Source organism: Clostridioides sp. ES-S-0006-03 (assembly GCF_020662275.1).
Classification (GTDB): domain Bacteria; phylum Bacillota; class Clostridia; order Peptostreptococcales; family Peptostreptococcaceae; genus Clostridioides.
In genome coordinates, this window is record NZ_JADGMM010000039.1 from 1 (window position 1) to 710 (window position 710).

The following is a 710-nucleotide window of genomic DNA, read 5'->3' on the forward strand; positions in this document are numbered from 1 at the left end:
AGATTCTTTATTATTCCATAGTAATCTTACAGTGCTTCCAGATGAAAATATGGCAGTTGCAGTTGTTTCTTCTGGTGGAAGTAGTCAACTTAACGAAGTAATCGGACAAGAAATTTTACTATCTGCATTAAAAGAAAAAGGTAAAATTAAAGAAATAAAACCTGATAAAACATTTAGTAAGCCACAACAAGTCAAAATGCCAAGTTATTTAAAAGAAAATAGTGGACTTTATGCTTCTTCAAATATGCTAAAAGTTGATGTTAATGATAATGGTACTCTAACAGTATCTTCTCCATACATAGAAAATGGACCTGAAGATAAATATGTATACATAGGTCAAGATAGATTCGTATCTGAAAAAGGTAATAGTTGCCTAAAATTTGTAAAGGAAAAAAATAATATCACATATTTAAATATGAGCTCTTATGATGATGTTCCTGGATTAGGTCAGACAGCAAGTTTATACTATGTAGCTCAAAAGGTAGATAGCAATAATATATCAAATAGTGTCAAAGAAGCATGGGAAAAAAGAGGTGAAAAAGGCTACTATCTAGTAGATGAAAAATATACTTCTCAATACTATATGTTTGGTTCTGTTAAAGCAATTCTTGGTGTTTCTGATAAAACTCCAGGTTTTTTAGCTAATACTAAAATAATAGATGAGAATAATTCAAATGCTTTTATAGAAATACCTGGTGTAATGGGTCGTG

General features: G+C 30.0%; 1 pseudogene. It reads left to right on the forward strand.

Annotated elements, in window-relative coordinates:
* Positions 1 to 710 (forward strand): annotated as a pseudogene (locus IR151_RS20025) (penicillin-binding protein); the annotation flags it as partial.